17 protein-coding genes are annotated in these 19,833 nt (G+C 68.5%); 10 read left to right on the top strand and 7 right to left on the bottom strand.

Features of this window, described 5'->3' with window-relative positions:
• The first annotated feature begins 4 nt into the window (after positions 1-4).
• Entirely contained in the window at positions 5-769 is a 765-nt protein-coding gene (locus JOF45_RS09615; RefSeq protein ID WP_245324196.1) for an FMN-binding negative transcriptional regulator, read from the top strand.
• Positions 762-2,297, top strand: a complete 1,536-nt coding sequence (locus JOF45_RS09610) for an amidohydrolase (protein WP_210049337.1) — start codon at positions 762-764, stop codon at positions 2,295-2,297. Before JOF45_RS09615 ends, JOF45_RS09610 begins: the two co-directional genes overlap by 8 nt.
• Positions 2,298-2,307: 10 nt before the next feature.
• Here JOF45_RS09610 and JOF45_RS09605 read toward each other — a convergent pair whose 3' ends face one another.
• Positions 2,308-3,324 carry a FecCD family ABC transporter permease gene (locus JOF45_RS09605; RefSeq protein WP_210049336.1) on the bottom strand — a complete coding sequence of 339 codons (1,017 nt, stop codon included), beginning with the start codon at positions 3,322-3,324 and terminating at the stop codon, positions 2,308-2,310.
• Complete coding sequence (locus JOF45_RS09600; protein ID WP_210049335.1) at positions 3,321-4,406, bottom strand: iron chelate uptake ABC transporter family permease subunit; 1,086 nt, start codon at positions 4,404-4,406, stop codon at positions 3,321-3,323. The genes JOF45_RS09605 and JOF45_RS09600 overlap by 4 nt, the downstream gene beginning before the upstream one ends.
• A 72-nt stretch (positions 4,407-4,478) precedes the next feature.
• Here JOF45_RS09600 and JOF45_RS09595 point away from each other — a divergent pair, with 72 nt between their 5' ends.
• Together JOF45_RS09595 and JOF45_RS09590 are read left to right on the top strand one after the other, a co-directional pair.
• Positions 4,479-5,474, top strand: a complete 996-nt coding sequence (locus JOF45_RS09595; RefSeq protein ID WP_210049334.1) for an iron-siderophore ABC transporter substrate-binding protein — start codon at positions 4,479-4,481, stop codon at positions 5,472-5,474.
• Positions 5,464-6,450: a siderophore-interacting protein gene (locus tag JOF45_RS09590; RefSeq protein WP_210049333.1), complete on the top strand. Its 987-nt coding sequence runs from the start codon at positions 5,464-5,466 to the stop codon at positions 6,448-6,450. Before JOF45_RS09595 ends, JOF45_RS09590 begins: the two co-directional genes overlap by 11 nt.
• A gap of 21 nt (positions 6,451-6,471) precedes the next feature.
• Here the strand turns inward: JOF45_RS09590 and pepN are convergent, their stop codons facing one another.
• Positions 6,472-9,105 (bottom strand): aminopeptidase N, encoded by a 2,634-nt coding sequence (gene pepN, locus JOF45_RS09585; protein WP_210049332.1) that lies wholly within the window; start codon positions 9,103-9,105, stop codon positions 6,472-6,474.
• 231 nt (positions 9,106-9,336) lie between these two features.
• On the opposite strand from pepN, the gene rlmN reads away from it, so the two are divergent.
• A complete protein-coding gene (gene rlmN, locus JOF45_RS09580; RefSeq protein ID WP_210051413.1) occupies positions 9,337-10,662 on the top strand; it encodes a 23S rRNA (adenine(2503)-C(2))-methyltransferase RlmN in 1,326 nt (441 codons plus the stop codon).
• A gap of 57 nt (positions 10,663-10,719) precedes the next feature.
• Positions 10,720-11,124: a DUF3817 domain-containing protein gene (locus JOF45_RS09575; RefSeq protein WP_210049331.1), complete on the top strand. Its 405-nt coding sequence runs from the start codon at positions 10,720-10,722 to the stop codon at positions 11,122-11,124.
• 103 nt (positions 11,125-11,227) lie between these two features.
• On the opposite strand, the gene JOF45_RS09570 is transcribed toward JOF45_RS09575, so the two are convergent.
• A complete protein-coding gene (locus JOF45_RS09570) occupies positions 11,228-12,559 on the bottom strand; it encodes a Na+/H+ antiporter family protein (RefSeq protein WP_210049330.1) in 1,332 nt (443 codons plus the stop codon).
• A 180-nt stretch (positions 12,560-12,739) separates the two neighbouring features.
• Between JOF45_RS09570 and JOF45_RS09565 the strand changes: the two genes are divergently transcribed.
• The 3 genes from JOF45_RS09565 (at position 12,740) to JOF45_RS09555 (ending at position 16,220) form a co-directional block, all read left to right on the top strand.
• The gene (locus JOF45_RS09565; protein WP_210049329.1) at positions 12,740-13,828 is read left to right on the top strand and encodes a baeRF2 domain-containing protein; all 1,089 of its coding nucleotides are present in this window, start codon (positions 12,740-12,742) and stop codon (positions 13,826-13,828) included.
• Positions 13,829-14,032: 204 nt separating this feature from the next.
• Entirely contained in the window at positions 14,033-14,995 is a 963-nt protein-coding gene (locus JOF45_RS09560; RefSeq protein ID WP_210049328.1) for an arsenic resistance protein, read from the top strand.
• A gap of 28 nt (positions 14,996-15,023) precedes the next feature.
• The gene (locus tag JOF45_RS09555) at positions 15,024-16,220 is read left to right on the top strand and encodes a pyridoxal phosphate-dependent aminotransferase (protein ID WP_210049327.1); all 1,197 of its coding nucleotides are present in this window, start codon (positions 15,024-15,026) and stop codon (positions 16,218-16,220) included.
• Here JOF45_RS09555 and JOF45_RS09550 read toward each other — a convergent pair.
• Together JOF45_RS09550 and modA are read right to left on the bottom strand one after the other, a co-directional pair.
• Positions 16,183-16,995 carry an ABC transporter permease gene (locus JOF45_RS09550; protein ID WP_378578422.1) on the bottom strand — a complete coding sequence of 271 codons (813 nt, stop codon included), beginning with the start codon at positions 16,993-16,995 and terminating at the stop codon, positions 16,183-16,185. The two genes, JOF45_RS09555 and JOF45_RS09550, sit on opposite strands and share 38 nt — an antisense overlap.
• 26 nt (positions 16,996-17,021) lie before the next feature.
• Positions 17,022-17,786, bottom strand: a complete 765-nt coding sequence (gene modA / locus JOF45_RS09545) for a molybdate ABC transporter substrate-binding protein (RefSeq protein ID WP_210049326.1) — start codon at positions 17,784-17,786, stop codon at positions 17,022-17,024.
• A gap of 161 nt (positions 17,787-17,947) precedes the next feature.
• Here modA and JOF45_RS09540 point away from each other — a divergent pair, with 161 nt between their 5' ends.
• Entirely contained in the window at positions 17,948-18,970 is a 1,023-nt protein-coding gene (locus JOF45_RS09540; protein ID WP_342591454.1) for a YdcF family protein, read from the top strand.
• On the opposite strand, the gene erm is transcribed toward JOF45_RS09540, so the two are convergent.
• Positions 18,954-19,766, bottom strand: a complete 813-nt coding sequence (gene erm / locus JOF45_RS09535; RefSeq protein WP_210049325.1) for a 23S ribosomal RNA methyltransferase Erm — start codon at positions 19,764-19,766, stop codon at positions 18,954-18,956. The two genes, JOF45_RS09540 and erm, sit on opposite strands and share 17 nt — an antisense overlap.
• Positions 19,767-19,833 lie beyond the last annotated feature (67 nt).

Raw genomic sequence — 19,833 nt, 5'->3', positions numbered from 1 at the left:
GAGGATGAGACTACCGGAGGGCCAGAGGATGCGGCACAACCCCGACTACGCCGTCGACGGCGCCGAGCTGATCGGCATGGTGAAGGACCTCATCCGGGAGAACCCCTGGTGCACCTTTGTCTCTCACGTTCCCCCTGTTCAAGGGGAGAGCGCTGCCCCGGGGGACGGGCCCGGCCTGGGAGAGAGGCCCAGCCTGGTGGCCTCCCACTACCCGGTCATGCTGGAGGAGGACGTCTTTCCCGAGCGCGCGGGAACGTGCGACTCTGCTGATGAGATCGTGCTGCTGAGTCACGTCGGCCGGCCCGATGAGCAGAGGCACCAGCTGGGCGGACATGAGCTCCTGGCCGTCATCCAGGGCCCGCACGGCTACATCTCCCCGGGCTGGTACGGAACCCGCCCCAACGTCCCGACCTGGAACTTCGCCGTCGCCCACCTCAGCGGGATTCCGGAGATGCTTCCGGACGCCGAGAACCTCGCTGTGCTGGACCGCTTGGTGGAGCACTTCGAGAAGGTGCTGCCCGGTCCTCACCTGCTGCACGCCACCGAGGAGAACAGCGACTACGCCTACCGGATCGTACGCGGCACAGTGGGCTTCCGAATGCGGATCACCCATATCGAGGCCAAGGAGAAGATGAACCAGGACAAGCCGGCCGACTCGGTGCGCAGCGTCATCGGGCACCTGCGCGGAGACGGCCCCTATGCCGATGCCGCGCTCGCCGATCGGATGGAGCGTGTGAACGCCCAGAAGCTGGAGGCCGATGATGACTGATACCCCTGATGCCCGATCCGCCGCACCGGGTCTGCTGCTCAGGGATGCGGCCCTCCCCGGGCGGGAGGGGCGCTATGACGTCCTGGTGGAGGACGGCACGGTCCGCGCTGTCCTCCCCGCGGGGGAGTCTTCCCCGGCCGCGGCGGAGGTCCGTGACCTCGGGGGCCGCTTCCTGCTCCCCGGGCTGTGGGACAACCACGTGCACTTCTCCCAGTGGACCACCCAGCGGCAGCGCCTGGACCTGGGTGGCACCACCAGTGCGGCCGAGGTACTCCAGCTGGTGCGTGAGGCCCTGGCCGCTCCCGAGGCCGGCGGCTCAGGTCCCAGCGCACCCACACCGTTGGTGGGCTACGGCTTCCGCGACGGCCTCTGGCCCGATGAGCCTGGCGTGGCCGAGCTCGACGCCGTCTCCGGTGACCACCCGGTGGTGCTGATCAGCGGGGACCTGCACTGCGGCTGGCTCAACACCGCAGCCTCTCAGCTGATGCAGGCCCAGCCCGACGACTCCGGGCTGGTCCGGGAGGACGCCTGGTTCCCCGCCATGGAGCGTCTGCAGAACGGCACGGCGCTGAGCACCGCCGACTACCGCGCGGCTGCCGAGGCCGCGGCGCGCAGGGGAGTGGTCGGCGTCGTGGAGTTCGAGAACACCGACAACATCACGGCCTGGCCGCAGCGCGTGGACGAGGGCGTGGACCAGCTGCGCGTGGAGGTCTCCGTGTGGCCGGATAAGCTGCAGGACGCGCTGGCCCGAGGGGTCAAGAGCGGCGATCCGCTCGATGAGCGCGGACTGGTCACCATGGGGCCGCTGAAGGTGATCGTGGACGGGTCGCTGAACACGCGCACCGCCTGGTGCTGGGACCCCTATCCGGGGATGGACCCGAGTCATCGGCATGCCTGCGGGGTGGAGGCGGTGCCGATCGCGGAGCTGGAGTCCCTGATGCGGACCGCCCGCGACGGCGGGCTGACCGCGGCCATCCACGCCATCGGCGACCGCGCCAACACAGCAGTGCTGGACACCTTCGAGAGCCTGGGCATGACAGGCGCCGTCGAGCATGCTCAGCTGCTGCGCGAGTCAGACATCCCGCGGTTCGCCCAGTTGGGGCTGACCGCCAGCGTCCAGCCCGAGCATGCGATGGACGACCGCGACGTCGCCGACCGGTTCTGGGAGGGACGGACTGACCGGGCCTTCGCGCTGAAGACGCTCGAGGAGTCCGGAGCTGTGCTGCGCCTGGGCTCGGATGCGCCGGTCGCGCCTCTGGACCCCTGGGTCTCCCTGGCCGCAGCCGTCACCCGCAGCCGCGACGGCCGGGAGCCCTGGCATCCGGAGCAGCGGATCTCTTCCCGCTCTGCCCTGGCTGCCAGCACCCGTGGTCGGGTGGAGGTGAGTGCAGGGGACGTGGCGGATCTGGCCGTGGTCGATGCCGACCCGCTGGACCCGGCGCTGCTGACCGACGGCGGCGCGCAACTGCGCACCATGCCTGTGGCGGCGACCCTGGTGGGCGGCCGGTTCACCTTCGAAGCTCTCTGAGGCCCGTGGCTCAGCGCTCGCGGCGCCCGTCGCTGATCAGCAGGAAGCACAGGTAGGCGCCGCCCAGGATCACCGTCACCATGCCCACCGGGATCGGCTGGGCCAGGGCCTGCTGGGCCACCAGATCGGCTCCCAGCAGCAGGAACGCCCCGGTCAGCGCCGAATGGGTCAGCGGGATGCCGGTGGAGCGGGCCAGCCGGCGGGCGATCTGCGGAGCGGCCAGCGCCACGAAGGCGATGGGTCCGGCCGTGGCGGTGACCAGCGCGGTCAGCAGCACGCCCACCCCCAGGATCAGCAGCCGGGTGGGTTCGACCTTCACACCGTGGGAGGAAGCGACCTCGTCGCCGAGCTCCAGCTGCCGCATAGGCCGTACGCTGGCCAGGAGCAGCGGCAGCGCAGCCAGCACGACGCCGACTGCCGGCACCACATCCGTCCAACTGGTCAGGCCCAGCGAGCCCGCACCCCAGATGGCGGCGCTCATCGCCACCTCGGTCTCGGCGCGGATCAGGATCCATGAGTTCACCGCGTGCAGCGCAGCGGTCACCCCGATGCCGACGATGATCAGCCGATACCCCTGGACGCCCTTGCGGTAGGCCAGCAGGTAGACCAGCAGCGCGGTGCCCAGTCCGCCCAGGATCGCTCCGCCGGTGGTGCCCACGAAGGCCCCGCCGAAGACCACTGTCGCCAGGATGACCCCGGTGTAGGCCCCGGTGGAGAAGCCGATGATGTCCGGAGAGCCCAGCGGGTTGCGGGTCAGCGTCTGGAACAGTGCGCCGGCCACGGCCAGTGCGGCCCCGAAGACCACGGCGGCGGTGATCCGCGGCAGCCGCCATTCGAGCACCACAGTGGAGGAGAAGTCGGGGGAGTCGGAGACCAGCGGCCCGATCAGGGCGCTCAGCACCTCCGCCGGGGAGAGCGGATAGTCGCCCAGGCCCAGCGCCAGGACCACCAGCGCTGCGGTGGCCGCGGCCAAGGCGGCTCCGACCACCGTTGGGCGGCTGAGGGCCGCAGACGTTCGAGGAGTCACAGCCGCAGCGCCTTCCGCCGGCGGATCAGCATCACCAGCACCGGGGCGCCCACCAGGGCGCTGACCAGTCCCACCGGCATCTCCCCGGGCCAGACCAGCAGGCGGGCCAGCACATCGGCGAAGATCATCAGCATCGGGCCGAAGACCAGGGAGAGCCGCAGCACCCAGCGCTGATCCGCGCCGGCGATCCACCGGGCCGCATGCGGGACCATCAGCCCGATGAACGCGATGGGCCCGGCGATGGCCGCGGCCCCGCCGGCCAGAACCGTGATCGCCAGGATGGCCAGCACGCGGGTCCGCACCAGAGAGACCCCCAACGACGCCGCCAGCTCATCACCCATGGCCAGCGTGTTCAGCGATTTGCCCAGCGGAAGGGCGACCAGCAGGGCGAGCAGGATCAGCGGCAGCACGGTCAGCGTGATCTCCAGGTCTCGGCCGGCCAGCATCCCGGCCTCCCAGACCTGCAGCGCATTGAAGGTCTGCGGATCGGACAGGCGCAGCGCACCGATGATCCCGGAGAGCACAGCTGAGAGCGCGACGCCGGCCAGGACCAGTCGGATCGGATCGATGCGGCCGGTGCCCGTCCCACCGATCAGCGCCACCGCCACAGTGGCCACCAGGGCTCCGAAGAGCGCGAACCAGATGTAGCCGGCCGCGCTGGTGATCCCGAAGACGGCTATGGCCATGGCTACGGCGAAGGCCGAGCCGGCGGAGACGCCCAGCAGTCCGGGTTCAGCCAGCGGGTTGCGGGTCAGCGACTGCATGAGCGCACCGGCCACGGCCAGAGCGGCTCCGACGACGGCGGCCGCGACGGTCCGCGGCAGGCGCAGCCCCATCACCGCGTGGTGGTCGGGGCTCGGGACGCTCCCGCCGGAGAAGATCTCCCACAGGGTGCTCGGCGGTACGGCACGGCTGCCCACCGCCACGCTGACCAGGGCCAGGACCATCACCAGAGCCAGACCCGCGCCGAGGGCGAGCCAGTGACGCCGAGGCGCACTGTTCTGGCCGGCGCGGCGCTGGATCCGGCCGCGACGCGCTGAGCCGCGCGGACTGCTCGCGGGAGGGACTGATGGTGCGTTCATGCCTGGATTAGTCTAGCCTTACTTGATAGTCGCATCTTACGCTGACGTTTATTCTTCTCGAGGAGACCGCCTATGTCCGCTGCGCTGACACCCCATACTCGCCTGTACACCGGCCTGGCCGCAGGAGCCGTCGGCCTGCTGGCGCTCAGCGCCTGCGGTGAGGGTGACGCCGGCGGAGCTCAGGACTCCGAGGATGCCTTCGCCACGGTCACCACCGAGTTCGGGGACGTGGTGATCGAGGAGGAGCCCGAGCGCGTCGTGGCCCTGGGCTGGGGCGATGCTGAGATCGCCCTGCAGCTGGGCGTGGAGCCTGTGGGAGCGGCCGACTGGGTCGGCTTCGAGGATGAGGACGGCCTGGGCCCCTGGATGGAGGAGGGCTATTCGGAGTCCCCGGAGATCCTCGGCACCATGGAGCTCTCCTATGAGGCGGTGGCCGAGCTGGAGCCTGATCTCATCCTCGATGTGAACAGCTCCGGGGACCAGGAGCGCTACGAGCGCCTCGAGTCCATCGCGCCCACCGTCGGCGTCGGGCCAGGGGGTGCGAACTACATGACTGATGGTGACGAGCAGCTGAGCATGATCGGTGAGGCCCTGGGCAGGACGCAGGAGGCCGAGCAGATCCAGGCCGAGTTGGACGAGTCCTTCGCCGAGGTCGCCGAGGCCCACCCCGAGTGGGCGGATCGGGACGTCACCGTTGCCACCCGCACCTCCGAGGGCTGGGGCGCCTACACCCATGACGGCCGCGTGGAGTTCCTGGAGGACCTGGGCTTCACGAACAACCCGGAGATCGAGGAGCTCAGCGAGGAGGATGAGTGGAGCGTCGAGCTCTCGGATGAGCAGATCGATGTCTTCGACGCCGACCTCATCGTCGCCTTCCCGATCTGGATCGACACCGAGGAGATCACCGAGGACGCCGGCTGGAACTCCATCGAGGCCGTGGAGGAGGAGCGCGCCGTCGTCGTCGACGGTGAGATCTCCGATGCCTTCTCCCTGGGCACTCCGGCGGCCAAGGAATATGCACTGGAAGAACTGACCCCGATGATCGAGGAAGCACTGGATGACCAGTAGCGCCACTGCGACGGCGGTGACCCCCTACCGCGCCTATTTCACACGCGTGACCGGGATCCGCCGGCTCTCCCCACACTTCATCCGCTTCACCCTTTGGGCCGAGGACCTGCACCTCTTCGACCCGGGCGGCATGGACCAGCGGATCAAGCTCTTCCTGCCCCGCGCGGACGGCACTGTGCCGGACGTGGGCTTCGGGCGGGAGCCTCAGCCCTCGATGATGGAGTGGTACCAGCAGTGGCGTCTGCTGGATGAGGCCGAGCGCAACCCCATCCGCACCTATACGGTCCGGGACATCCGGCCGGCGGACTCGGAGATCGACGTGGACTTCGTGGTCCACGGCACCGAGGGGCCGGCCTCGGCCTGGGCGATCGGCGCCGCCTTGGGTGATGAGCTGATCGTCATCGGCCCTGATGTCCGGGCCGAGCAGGCCGGCGGCGGCATCGAATGGAACCCCGGCACGGCCCGTGAGGTCCTGCTGGCCGGCGATGAGACCGCCGCGCCGGCGATCTGCGGGATCCTCGAAGGCCTGGCCGCCTCCGAGGAGGCCAAGGTCTTCTTCGGGGAGACCTACATCGAGGTCCCCACCGCGGAGGACATCCTCGAGGTCGACGCGCCCTCGGGCGTCGTGGTCCGCTGGCTGCCCCGCGACGGCGCCCCGCTGGGGGAGATGCTCGGCCATGCTGTCCGCGACTGGGGCCGACGCCGCCAGATCATCTTCGAGGCCCGCCGCGCCGCCTGGGCACCTGGGCTCACCCCGGTGGGTGCTCCCGCCGGCTCCTCCGGCTACGAAGAGCTGGGCCCGGACGAGCAGCTCTGGGAGGTCGCCGAGCCCGACGGGTTCCGCGAATACGCCTGGCTGGCCGGTGAGGCCGGAGCCATCACCGGCCTGCGCCGCCACCTGGTCAAGGAGATCGGCCTGAGCAAGAAGCAGGTCTCCTTCATGGGCTACTGGAAGAAGGGCCGAGCCAGCGCCTGAGCCGGATCAGCCCGATCCAACTCAGGAGTCGCGCTGCTGGGCGCGCAGGGCACGCTGCAGCTCATCGCGACCCTCACCCAGCATGCGGGCCAGGGAGGGGTGCTCCTCCTGGACCTCGTCGATGGTGGTCTCCGCCAGCGTCAGCGTCTCCTCCGAGGCAGCCCAGGTGGGGAACAGGGCGGTGACCACGGTCATCGCCAGCTCCTTGGAGGCTTCGGCCCAGACGGTGGGCACCTGCTCGAAGAAGGCCGGAGCGTATTGCGCCAGCAGCTCCTTGTCCTGGACCCGCTTGAATCCGGCCACGGCCCTGCGCTGTTCCGAGTTTGTGTAAGGCTGTTCAGAATCGGCGTCAGGCTGCTCAGAATGTGAGCGGGTCAGCCCGACGACGGCGGCCTCCCAGACCTCAGCCTTCACCTGGGCATCCGGCCGGGCGGCCAGCGCCTCCACCCGGGCCAGGTGCCCGTTGGCCGTGGCGTCCTGCTCTGCGGCCTCAGCGATCAGCTCCTCGGCTCCGTCGATGCCGTGCGAGGCCAGAGCGGTCAGCAGCTCCCAGCGCAGATCCGTATCCGCCTCAGCCCCGCTGAGCGTGCGCCCTGCGATCACGGCTTCACCGGAGGCGAGGTCCTGCAGGAACTGCACCTGCTCACCCTCGGCATGGACCATCAGCGCCTTGAGGTACTGCAGCTGGCGGTCCGATTCCGGCTCGGCGGTCTCCAGCAGCTCCTTCAGAGTCGCGGAGAGCCGACGGCGGACCTGCTGGGTCTTCTCCGGGTGGACGTAGAGGCCCACAGCGGTCTCGGACTGGCGCAGCAGCGTGCGGATCACTGAGGAGTCGGTCTCCGCGTGCAGGTGCCTGATCAGCAGCTCCACGAACTCGCTGGCCGGCATCATGCCGTCGCGGACCGTTTCCCAGAAGGAGGTCCACAGCAGCGTCCGCGGCAGTGAGTCGGCGATCTCGCTGAGCCGCGCCGCCGCTGCCGCGGCCGACTGCTCATCCAGACGGATCCGGCAGTAGCCGAGGTCGCCGTCGTTGGGCAGGATCAGCTCACCACGGTGAGACCCCACCAGCTCGGTCACCTCGGTGAGCGCCCCGTCCACATCGAGCTCGGCATAGCCGGTGCGCACCAGTCGGCCGTGTTCACCGGTTCCGTAGATCCCGACGCCGACCCGGTGCGGACGCAGCAGGCCGTCGGCGGCGTCGGGGAGCTGGCGCAGCCGCAGCGAGGTGATGAGCCCGGCGTCGTCGGTCTCCACCTCGGTGACCACTGTGTTCACACCCGGGGACTGCAGCCAGGCCTGGGTCCAGGTCTCCAGATCGCGGCCCGAGGCCGCGGTGAGGTGGCGCATCAGATCCGGCAGTTCGGTGTTGGACCAGGCGAACTCTTCGAAGTAGCTGCGGACTCCCGCCATGAAGTTCTCCTGGCCCACCCAGGCCACCAGCTGGCGCAGCACGGAAGCACCCTTGGCGTAGGTGATGCCGTCGAAGTTGACCGCCACGTCGTCGAGGTCGCGGATCTCAGCCATGACCGGGTGGGTGGAGGAGAGCTGATCCTGCTTATAGGCCCAGTTCTTCTCCAGGGCGGCGAAGGCGTTCCAGGCCTCGGTGAAGTCCTCGGTTCCCTCGGCCGCTGCCAGGGTGGAGGTGAACTCGGCGAAGGATTCGTTGAGCCACAGGTCGTTCCACCAGCGCATGGTCACCAGGTCACCGAACCACATGTGGGCCAGCTCGTGGAGGATGGTGATCGCCCGGGCATGGACCATGGCCTGCGGGACCGCGGAGCGGAAGACGTAGTTCTCCAGGAAGGTGACCGCGCCGGCGTTCTCCATGGCACCGGCGTTGAAGTCCGGGACGAAGATCTGGTCGTACTTCTCGAAGGGGTACGGGACGCCGAACTGCTTCTCATAGAAGGCGAAGCCCTCGCGGGTGACCTTCAGGATGTCCTCGGCGTCGAGGTGTTCGGCCAGCGAGGCTCGGGCGTAGACGCCCAGTGGGATCTCCCGGCCCTCCGAGTTGGTCAGCGTGGACTCCGTGCCCCGGTAGGGTCCGGCGATGATCGCGGTGACGTAGCTGGAGAGCACGGGGGTGGGGGAGAAGTCCCAGCGGGAGAGCCCCTCGCCCGCGGAGGTGGGGGCCGGCGTCGGGGAGTTGGAGATGACCCGCCAATGCTCCGGGGCGGTCACGGAGAAGCTGAAGTGGGCCTTGAGGTCCGGCTGTTCGAAGACGGCGAAGACCCGGCGGGAGTCCGGCACCTCGAACTGGGTGTAGAGGTAGACCTCGCCGTCGGCCGGGTCGGTGAAGCGGTGCAGGCCCTCCCCGGTGGAGGAGTAGAAGGCGGTCCCCTCCACGGTCAGGACGTTGTGCTCCTTCAGATGTGGCAGCTGCAGGCGGGTGCAGTCGTAGAGTTCCGCCGGGTCCAGCCGCTCCCCGTTCAGGGTGACTTCTTGTAGGGACTCGGCGATGAAGTCGTTCCATGTCCCCGCGGCCAGCGCGATGGCGTCCCCCTCCGCGCAGAACTCCACCGTGGTGCGCGACCCGAAGGTGGTGGTGCCCTCCTCCTGCCGGCTCAGGTCCAGCTCCACGCGGTACTCGCTGACGGTGATGAAGGAGGCCCGCTCCTGGGCCTGTTCACGGCGGATGTTCTCGGCTGCGCTCATGGGATCAGTCTATTGCGCGGGCGGCACCGCGGCGGAGCGGGAGGCCTCCGGGGTCTGACCTCGAGTCAGGTGGGCGAAGAACGCATGAAAGGACGCTGATTTCGGCCGGATTCGTGCGTTCTCCGCCCACACAACGTGAGGACGCCGGAACATGGGACACTGGAAGGGATGTCGACTTCGAAGAACCCGTCGCCCGAGCAGGGCGGCGAACCCCGCATCTCTGCCCCGAAGATGGCCGCTGCCCGCAAGGCGGCAGGCGCTCCCGCACCGGCCGCCCCCTCCCAGGACGCCCGGCCCCAGGTCAGGCCCAAAGCAGAGGGGTGGACGCAGGCGGTCGACGCCGAAGGTCGCCCCAAGCTGCAGTTCGCCCAGTCCAAGCGGGTCAAGCAGCCTCCGCAGCACCTGGCGGATATGACCCTGGATGAGCGGATCGCCAAGGCCAAAGAGATGGGCATCCCCGGCTTCCGGGCCAAACAGCTCTCGGTGCACTATTTCCAGCACTACACCGCCGACCCGGCAGAGATGACCGACCTGCCCGCCGCCGAGCGGGAGAAGCTGGTGGAGGAGTTCCTTCCTCCGCTGCTCACCGAGGTGCGCCGGCTGAAGACCGACGACGGCGCCACCATCAAGTTCCTCTGGCGGCTCTTCGACGGAGCCCTGGTGGAGTCGGTGCTGATGCGGTACAAGAACCGCATCACCCTGTGCATCTCCTCCCAGTGCGGCTGCGGCATGAACTGTCCCTTCTGCGCCACCGGCCAGAACGGGCTGACCCGCAACATGTCCACCGCTGAGATCGTGGACCAGATCGTCCAGGCCAACCGGGTGATCGCCGCCGGCGAGCTGGACGCGCCCAACGCGCAGGAGATCGCGGAGGAGGCCGACCACTCCGGGCTGGGCGAGGAGGCCGACTTCGCCGAAGGCGAGGGCACGCCGTCGTCATACTCTCCCTCCGGTCCTCAGCGGGTGGGCAACATCGTGTTCATGGGAATGGGCGAGCCGCTGGCCAACTATAAGCGCGTGATGAACGCCGTGCGCCGGATGGTCGACCCGGCCCCGGAAGGCCTGGGCATGTCCGCCCGCGGCATCACCATCTCCACTGTTGGCCTGGTCCCAGCCATCCGGAAGCTGGCCGATGAGAACTTGCCGATCACCTTCGCGCTGAGCCTGCACGCACCGGATGACGAGCTGCGTGACGAGCTCATCCCGGTCAACGACCGGTGGAAGGCCGATGAGGCCATCGACGCCGCGTACTACTACTACAAGACCACCGGGCGCCGGGTCTCGATCGAGTACGCGCTCATCAAGGACATGAACGATCACCCGTGGCGCGCCGACCTGCTGGCGGAGAAGCTCAACGCTCGCGGTCGCGGCTGGGTGCATGTGAACCCGATCCCGTTGAACCCCACTCCGAACTCCGTGTGGACCTCCTCCGAGCCGCAGGTCATGCGGGAGTTCCTGCGCCGCCTCAACGGTGCCGGTGTTCCCACCACGCTGCGCGACACCCGCGGCAAAGAGATCGACGGGGCCTGCGGTCAGCTGGCCGCCGCCGAAGACTGAGACACCCTGCCGGCGGATCTGCACCTACAGGCGCCGGCACCGAGCAGAAGGACTCTGATGACTGAGACTGTGACCGAACAGGCCCTTGCCCAGACGGAGGGCGCTGCGCCGGCCGCTGCCCGGAAGGCCCCGCGCGGAGGCCTGGGCTGGCAGAGGTTCATGCGGATCGCCTTCCACGTGGTGGCCATCGTCGAGGCCATCACCTGGACCGGGCTGCTGTACGGCATGTGGATGCGCTACATCGTGGGCGTGGGTGAAGAGGCCGACCCGGTGCCGCTGTGGGGCATGCTCCACGGCGTTGCGTTCATGGTCTTCTGCGGCGTGGTGGTCCTGGCCGCCTGGACCTTCCGGTGGAGGATCAGAGAAGCCCTGGTGGCTCTCGCGGCGGCGGTGCCTCCGCTGGGCACCATTCCGCTGGAGATCTGGTACTCGAAGACCGGGAAGGTCAAGCCCCGGGGCTGATCGGGTTCGGCCAGAATTGAGATCGCCCCGGGCTTTCCCACGGTCAGCTCCTGAGAGGCGCTGGGCGGGAGAAACCCGGGGCGATCTCGTCTCGGTCTCTCCCTCAGAGCACCATCGCGGCGACGATGCCGCCGGCGAAGATCAGCACGTTGTAGTGCAGGAACGTGGGCACGCAGGTGTCCCAGATGTGGTGGTGCTGTCCGTCGGCGTTCAGGCCTGAGGTCGGGCCGAGCGTTGAGTCTGAGGCCGGCGCGCCGGCGTCGCCGAGTGCACCGGCGGAGCCGATGAGCGCAGCCGTGGCCAGCGGGCTGAACCCGACGGTGGCCGCCAGCGGCACGAAGACCGCCGCAAGCACCGGCACTGTGCCGAAGGAGGTGCCGATGCCCAGGGTCACCAGCAGCCCCACGGTCATCATGACCACTGCGGCGAGGATCTGGCTGTCACCGATCCAGCCCGCCGCCGAGGAGACCAGGTCGTCGACAGAGCCGGTCTCGGTCAGCACTGTGGCGTAGCCGGAGGCGACCAGCATGATGAAGGCGATGGTGCCCATCATGCCGACACCGCGGTCCACGATCGGGTCGCCGTCGGTCCACCGCTCGCCGCGCAGCAGGAAGATCACCACGACGCCGGCCAGCGCGGCCATCACCAGGGATCCGTAGACCAGCTGCAGCACCAGAGTCACGGCCAGCCCCAGCAGCACGGCCACGTCTTGGCGAGTCCAGTGCAGCTCCTCCTCCGAGTCCAGAATCTCGAGTGGTGAGCCGTCCATCCCGGCCAGCGGCCTGCCGGGGACGTAGTCGCGGTCCTTGCGGTAGGTCACCAGGATCGCGATGGCCAGGCCCACGGCCATGGCCGCCACGGGGAAGGCCATCGCCAGCGGGATCTGGCCCAGAGAGATCTCCATGCCGTGCTCCTGCATGGAGTCGACGATGATCCCCTGGAAGATCAGTCCGAAGCCCAGCGGCACGATCAAATAGGGCGCCTTCAGCCCGAAGGTCAGTGCCACCGCGATACCGCGGCGGTCGATCTTCATCCGGTCGAAGCCAGCCAGAAGCGGCGGGATCAGGATGGGGATGAAAGCGATGTGCACCGGCACCAGGTTCTGTGAGAAGCAGGCCAGCCCCGCAATGGCGAAGAGCACCACGGCTCGGGGCCCGCGCAGCAGCGGCATGACCCGGCGGATGAGCTTACGGGTCAGCCCGGAACGGGCCACCATGACTGCCAGAGTGCCCAGCAGGATGTAGCTCAGTGCGGTCTCTCCCTGGCCGCCGAGCCCTTCGATCATCGTGTCGAAGGTGCCTTCCAAGGACAGTCCGCCGGTCAGCCCGCCCACGACGGCGGCGATCAGCAGAGCGATGACCACATTGACGCGCAGCAGACTCAGCGCGACCAGGGTGAGGACAGAGAGGATCACGGGGTTCAGGAGATCGAGCACCGAGCAATTCCATCACATCTGAGCCTGCGCTCAGACCTGTCCCTGCTCAGCTGTGATGAGCGCATCCTGCGGGCCCGGGCTGTTGCACCGGCTCGGGGACACTGACTAGGTTCGGGGGAAGGCCCCCTCGCTGTCGCCGAATCCCTTGGGGAGGCGAGGTCCTCCCCGGAAAGGAGCACCATGCAGGCCGAAGCAGCACACGCCAGTACAGGGATCGAACTCAGCAGGTTCCGTCCTGTCTACGAGGCTCAAGGACCCTTCGCCACGGTCTACCTGGAGGCCCGTGACCCCTCTGAGGATGCCGCGGACCAGGTGCGGCTGCGCTGGGACGCCCTGAAGCGTGAACTCAGCGACGCCGGGGCGCACGAGCAGGCCGTGGCAGCGCTGGAGGACGCCCTGCTCATCGAGAACATCACCGAAGTCCAGACCGAGGGGCGCGTGCTGGTTGCCAACCAGGACGGTCTGCTCCTGGAGGAGCACTGGGATGCGGCACTGGGCCGCGGTGACTATGCGGTCCTCGGCGAGCCGGCCGAGCTCGGCTCCTACCTCCGCGAGCGTCTCCGTTCGGTGCGGGCGCTGGTCGCTGTCGCCGACCAGGAGGGCGCGGTGCTCCGCCGTTTCGTGCTGACCTCCTCAGAAGTCCTGCACGAGGGTGCTGAGGAGAGCGTCTCCGGGTCGGCGGTGGAGTCGGTGCACAAGCCTCGTGAAGGTGCACTGAGCCATAAGCAGATCCAACGCACCGCTGATGAAGCCGCCAAGCAGAACATCCGTGATGTCGTCGAGCGACTCTCGTCAGTGGCCAACCGTTGGCAGCCCGACGTCGTGGTGATCGCCGGTGAGGTCCAAGGCCGCAAGCGGCTGCAGGAAGAGCTGCCGGACGATCTGAAAACCATTGCTGAAGAGGTCGAGTCCGGCGGCGGCATCCCCTCGGGAAGCGCCGACAGCGGTGCCGAGGATTCCCTGGTGGAGGATCTCGGCGCTGTGGCGCGTGAGATCGTCATCGCCCGTGCTCAGCAGCAGACCGATCGTTTCCACGAGCTCCAGGCGGCCGGCCGAGCCGTGGAAGGAGCTGAGGAGATCCGCAAGGCCGTGCAGCTGGGCGCAGTCGAGACGCTGCTGCTGCGCTACGGCACCCGCGGTGAGGAGGAGGACGAGCTGCTGCGACAGGCCGCCGAGATCGACGCCCAGGTAGGCCTGGTCGGTGCCTCGGTCAGCGGCGACATCGCCGCCACCCTCCGCTACGAAGCCCCGGTCGACCAGATCAGCTGACTCCCGGACTGTCGAGCCTCTGGCGCAGACCCTCAGCTGCGTTGTGTGGGCACTTTACGGTGTTATGAGCGCCGGCAGCGCTCTCATTCCGTCAGAAAGTGCCCACACAACGTGTCTGCGTATCGCCGGGTGAGGGCCCGACGCCGGTCGGTAGGATGCTGAGATGGTCTGGTACTGGTTGTTCGCCGTCGTGGGGGCGGCTCCATGAGCCTGGCCGAGCGGTTCCAGAGCATCTTCGTCGCCCTGGCTGCCGTCGTCGGGCTCTGCGCGGGCCTGATGTTCCCGCAGGCCCAGCTGGCCGAGCATGTGGTGCTGCCGGCGCTGCTGGTGATGCTCGCTGCGATCTTCCTGCAGATCGACCTGGCGCAGTTCGCCGCGGCGGCCCGGGCGAAGAGCCTGGTGGCGGCCAGTCTGGTGCTGAACTTCGTGGTCACTCCCGGTCTGGCCTGGGCGTTGGGTGCGGGGCTGCTGGGCGCGGAGCCGGATCTGCGGATCGGGCTGCTTCTGCTGCTGGTCACGCCCTGCACCGATTGGTATCTGGTGTTCACTGCCGTGGCGCGCGGCCACACCGGGATCGCCGCTGCTCTGCTGCCGATCAACCTGGTCCTGCAGCTGGCGCTGCTGCCGCTCTACATCCTCCTGCTCGGCGGGGAGGGTGTGGGGTTGGACTGGCGTCTGCTCTTTGAAGCGGTGCTGCTGGTCCTGTTCTTCCCTGCTGTTCTTGCCAGCATCCTGCGTCGCGGCCTGCCACGGATCATCGGACGCCAGGCCATGCAGCGCCGCGTCACGGCCCCAGCCTCAGCCGCGGTGATCCCGCTGCTCTGTCTGGCAGTGGGAGCGATGTTCGCCGCCCATGCTCACACGGTCGCCGAACACTGGGATGCGCTGCTCCTGCTGCTTCCTCCGCTGTTGATCTTCTTCACGGCGCTTCCGCTGCTCTCCGCCGGCGTCGGGAAGGCGCTCCGGCTGCCTGCCGACCGCCGGGTCACATTGATCATGACCACGGTGGCGCGCAACTCGCCCATTGCGTTGGCGCTGGCGGTGGCGGCCTTCCCGGACCGGCCGCTGATCGCCGTGGCTCTGGTGATCGGCCCGCTGATCGAGCTGCCCATCCTGGCGCTGCTGGCTCAGATCGTTCGCGTCAGAGAGCCCGACGCCGCCCGCTGATGCACGCCGGTGCCGATAGGCTGGGCCTATGACCCGCCGCTCTGCCGCCGCCCGTTCTGATGTGCCTGGATTCAAGGTCATGAGCATCGTCGCTCAGCTGGAGCGTATGCGGGCTGCCGGGCGTGATGTTGTCTCGCTGACCGCCGGGGAGCCGGGATCCGGCGCCCCGCCGGCGGTGAACCGGGCGGCCGCACAGATCCATGAAGACAACACGGTGCTCAACTACAGCGCGGGATTCGGGATCCTGCCGCTGCGCGAGGCTCTGGGCGAGCACTACCGCAGCTGGTACGGCGTCGAGCTGCCGGTTGAGCGGATCGCCGTGACCACCGGATCCTCCGGGGCCTTCGTGCTGAGCTTCCTGGCCGCCTTCGACCCTGGGGCACGCGTTGCGCTGGCCCGTCCTGGCTATCCGGCCTACCGCAACATCTTGGCCAGCTTGGGCATCGAAGTCGTGGACCTGGACTGCGGCCCGGAAGTCCGCTTCCAGCCCACGGTGGAGCAGCTGGAGGCAGAGGTCGCCCAGAACGGTCCGCTGGATGGGCTGATCATCGCCTCACCGGCCAACCCCACCGGCACGATGATCGGCCGGGAACAGCTGCGCAGCCTGGCCCAGTGGTGCACAGACCACGGCGCCCAGCTGATCAGTGACGAGATCTACCACGGCATCAGCTTCGGTGAGCCGGCCGTCAGCGCAGCCGAAGTCACCGACGACGCCGTGATCATCTCCTCCTTCTCCAAATACTGGGGCATGCCGGGCTGGCGGCTGGGCTGGACTGTCCTGCCCGAGTACCTGGTGGACCCTGTGGCCCGGCTGGGCGGCAACATCGCGCTGTGTGCACCGCACGGCTCCCAGATCGCCGCCGTGGAGGCCTTCGGCGCAGAATCCATGGACTTCGCGCAGTCACAGGTGGCCGAGTATGCCGCTGCCCGTCACCTGGTCCTGGATGCCTTGGACGACCTCGGATGGGGCCGCGTGGCCCCGGCCGACGGCGCCTTCTACGTCTACGCCCATCTCGGGGAGCATCTTCAGCGCTTCGACAGCTCAGAGGACTACTGCGCGGCGCTGCTGGAGGAGGCCGGCGTCGCCGTGGTGCCCGGCACAGATTTCGACCCGGTCCACGGTGACCAGTGGGTGCGGCTCTCCCTGGCACCGGGCAAGGAGGCGGTGGAGGAGGGTCTGCGCCGGATCAAGGCCTTCCACGCCGCGAGCCGGCCAGCCCGATGACCAGCAGCGCGGCCAGCACCAGCAGCAGCGAGAGTGCCACGGCCGCCTGCGGGTCCGTCTCCCGCTGCAGATAGATCTCCAGCGGCAGTGTCCGGGTGACGCCCTGGAGGCTTCCCGCGAAAGCGATGGTGGCCCCGAACTCTCCCAGGGATCGGGCGAAGGCGAGGATCACTCCCGAGACCAGGCTGGGCAGGATCAGCGGCAGCGCCACGGCACGCAGCACCATGGTCCGCCCGGCACCGTCCATCACGGCAGCCTCGATCATCTGCCGGTCCAGGTCGCGCAGCGCCGTCTCCACAGTGACCACCAGGAAAGGCAGCGAGACGAAGGTCTGAGCCAGCACCACGGCCACGGTGGAGTAGGCGATCTGCATGCCCAGCACCTCCAGGGCACCGCCCAGCAGACCTTGCCGGCCGAAGACGGTCAGCAGCGCAATGCCGCCGACCACCGGCGGCAGCACCAGCGGCAGCAGCACCAGCCCACGCAACAGGCCCACCCCTCTGAAGCGTGCCTGGGCGAGGACCGCTGCCAACGGGACGCCGAGCAGTAGGCAGAGCGCCGTGGCGGAAGCCGCAGTGCGCAGACTCAGCAGCAGAGCATCCACAGCAGACTCTGAAGTCAGCAGCGAAGGCAGATCTGACCAGCTGACCTGCAGGAACATGGCAGCCACGGGCAGCAGGACCAGCAGCGCCCCGAGCCCAGCCGGCAGCAGCAGCCACCGGGGCAGCCCTGAGGGAGTCAGTGGACCGCGAGTCGCTCGCCTGCGTGCGCGCAACGGGCGGTTCGGCGTCGCAGCGGAGCTCACCAGCCGTCTTCACCCGTCCGGAAACCAGCCTCGTGGAGCAGTTCGGTCGCCTCGGGCATGGCCAGGAAGGCGAGGAACTCAGCGGCTTCCTCGGGAACCTCAGCCGACTCCAGCACGGCACCGGGATAGCGGTTGAGGTGATCCTCGGCGTCGTCGATCTCGATGGTCTCCACGTCCTCACCGGCGGCCTGAACATCGCTGGCGTAGACCAGGCCGGCGTCGGCCTCAGCCGAGCGCACTTTGCCCAGCACATCGGTGACCGAATTCTCCTCGCTGGCCGGTACAGGCTCGACGCCGGCTGCTGCGGTCAGTTCCCGGCTCAGCGCCCCGCAGGGGACCTGGGGAGCACAGAGCACGGAGATCACGTCCTCGCGCTCCAGATCCTCCAGGCCGGTGATTCCGGCGGGATTGCCTGCCGGGGTGGCCAGCGCCAGGGTGTTGGCGGCGAAGACCTGCGGAGTCTCGGCCAGCAGCTCGTCCTCCGCGGCTCGGCTCATCGTCTGTTCATCGGCGGTGACCAGCACGTCGGCCGGGGCGCCCTGCTCCAGCTGGGCCAGCAGATCGGCCGATCCGGCGAAGCTGAACTCCACCGCGGTGCCGGTCTCTTCGGTGTAGAGATCGCCGATCTCCTCGAAGACCTCGTGCAGGCTGGCCGCCGCGTAGACCGTGATGCGCTCCTCGGTGGCGTCGGTTCCGCAGGAGGTCAGCGTCAGCGCCCCGGCGCACGTCAGGGCCAGGGCGGTGCCCTTCAGAATCGGCATGACCTCCAGCATAGATCTGCGCTCGAGAAATCGCGTACCGGCGGAATCGTGTACCTGGTCGTTGAGAATGCGGGGGCCGAGTACCCCATTGTCGAGAATCGGGTACGCAATTCCCGCGGGAGCGGGGAGAGAGTGGGGAGGCTCTGGGCAGGCTGAGAGCTGTGATCCTCCTCGGCCTCGGACTCCTCAGCCTGCTCCTCTACGTCGTCTTCCGCCGTCAGGACCGGCGCATGCTGCGCAACGGCGTCGCGCTGGTCGTCGGTGTCCTGCTGGTCCTCGCCGGCACACTGGACCTGCTCTGGGAGGAGATCCCCGCTCTGCAGTGGCTGCTGGCCAAGGCCATCCTCCTGGCGCTGGCCGGCATGCTGCTGCTGGGCGTCTTCCTGATCGTCAACGGCATCACCATGGCCCGACGCGAGGGCAGGAGCCTGGGCAACCTGCTCTCCCTGCTGGCGGGACTCGGCATCTTCGTCTCTCCGCTGGCAGTGATCAACCTGCTCAACGCGGGCACGCACCTGGCCGTGGTCACCGTGCCGCTGGCAGTGCTGATCTTCTTCGGGGTGGGCTATCTGGGCCTGGTCTTCCTGATCTTCCTGACCTACGCGGTGATCTATGGCAGAACTCGGAATAAGACCCGGCCCGCCGCCGTCGTGGTGCTGGGATCCCAGCTGATCGAGGGCAGGGTGCCGCCGCTGCTGGCCTCGCGGCTGGACCGGGCCTTGGACATCTACCGTCAGACTCCTGAGCCCAAGCCCCTGCTGATCCCCTCCGGTGGTCAGGGCGAGGACGAATCCCGCTCCGAGGGTGAGGGAATGGCCGAGTACCTGATCGACCACGGTGCGGACCCCAGCCACATCATCGCTGAGACCCGAGCGGCCAACACAGAGCAGAACCTTCGGTTCTCTGTGCCGATCTATGACGACGCCGTCCGGCGCGGTGCGGCTCAGCCGGGTCCGCTGCTGGTGGCCACCAGCAACTATCACGTGCTGCGCGCCGCCCTGCTGGCCCGCCGGCTGAAGCTCGACGCCGAAGTGGTCGGGGCCCGCACAGCCGGCTACTACGTGCCCAGCGCGTTCCTGCGGGAGTTCGCGGCCATTCTGCGGGGCCACGTGTTCCTGCACGCGCTGCTCTTCGCCCCCTTCATCGCGCTGGCCGTCTACTTCTTCGTCATCTTCCTCGGCTGAGGCCTTTCGGACTGCGGGCGGGGCGGGCGTCGGCTCCGCACCGTTGAAAGAGTCTGACCCACTGTTCAGCGGTGAGGTGCTTGGGCAGGGCCGAGGCTTGGATGCTGGCCTCGCCAAGCCTTCTGCCCGCCTGAACACGGGTCAGACCGTGTGTCCGCTGGAGAATCTGGCCGATTCCTCGTCCGGGTCCGGTGAACAGCCGGTGGACGAATCCCGCGTAGGCGCTGCGATGCTTCCACGGCAGCAGGGGATCGCGCCGGCGGGTGACTGTGAGGATGCCGCCGTCCACCGCTGGGGCTGGGGAGTAGGCCTGCGCGGGAACTCGGCCCTGCAGTTCGAACGAGTAATAAGGAGCCCATTGAGCCGTCATCATCGAGGACCCGCCCACTCCTGCACGACGCCGAGCGACCTCCCACTGTGTGATCAGGACGGCCTGCTCCCAGTGGGGGTGGTGGAGCAGTCTGCGAAGGATCGCTGTGGTCAGGTGGAAGGGGAGGTTGCCGACCACGGTATGCGGCGTCTCGGGGAGCCGGTGACGCAGGAAGTCTCCATGGATGATTGACGTTTCGCCCCCGCAGTGTCGGCTGAGACGCTGAGCGAGTCGTTGATCGATCTCCACAGCGGTCATGGGTCGCCCCAGCTCTTCCAGAGGGAAGGTCAGGGCGCCGCGGCCCGGGCCGACCTCGAGGATCGGTCCCTCAGTTCGGGCGGCCAGATCGGTCATCCGGCGGATGGTCTGTTGGTCGCGGAGGAAGTTCTGGCCGTGCTCATGACGGCCGTCGGTATAGGTGCGCATCGGTTCTCCCGGAATGCTGAAGATGTCCCCGGGCAGGCACGATCAGAGGTGCCGCCCAGCTGTTCGG

The sequence above is a fragment of the Nesterenkonia lacusekhoensis genome, assembly GCF_017876395.1.
In the GTDB taxonomy this organism is placed as follows: Bacteria; Actinomycetota; Actinomycetes; order Actinomycetales; family Micrococcaceae; genus Nesterenkonia; species Nesterenkonia lacusekhoensis.
Note: the sequence above shows the minus strand (reverse complement) of the source record. Positions and strands in the feature narration are given on the sequence as shown.